The sequence below is a fragment of the Mesorhizobium sp. M00.F.Ca.ET.216.01.1.1 genome (assembly GCF_004010325.2).
In the GTDB taxonomy this organism is placed as follows: domain Bacteria; phylum Pseudomonadota; class Alphaproteobacteria; order Rhizobiales; family Rhizobiaceae; genus Mesorhizobium.
This window is the reverse complement of record NZ_SADR02000200.1, coordinates 1-384: the sequence shown is the minus strand read 5'-3', so window position 1 is coordinate 384 and position 384 is coordinate 1. Positions and strand designations below refer to the sequence as shown.

The 384-nt window shown below is 65.1% G+C and carries 1 protein-coding gene; it reads left to right on the top strand.

The window, feature by feature from the left end; genetic code table 11:
- On the top strand, window positions 1–384 hold a 384-nt coding region (locus EN859_RS38480; protein ID WP_210237759.1), incomplete at both ends, for a hypothetical protein.

Here is a 384-nt window from a genome sequence, read left to right as displayed (position 1 = left end):
TTTGGGGATAATCTCGGCTTTCCGGACGCGCTTCGCGCGACGGCATCTGCGATGGGCGCAGGCGCCGTGCTGCCGGACAAGCGCCAGACCCGCGCGGCGAACAGGCAACCAACGCGCAACCAACGCGCAACCAACACGCGGGCAACGTCCTGCATTATGACAGCCACGGCGCCTTGCGCGAGCGAAGCACACTCGCGGCCGGCCCGCTGCGCGGCTGACGAGCCGCGCAACAGCAACAAGACCAGCAGCGAAACCAGTAACACAACCAGCAGCAACACCGGCAACAAAATCGGCACCAGACACACCACGCAGGGACAAGACCCGATGACACAAACAACACCCGACCCGCTCACCGGCGACGCCGGCTCCACCTACGAGATCGGA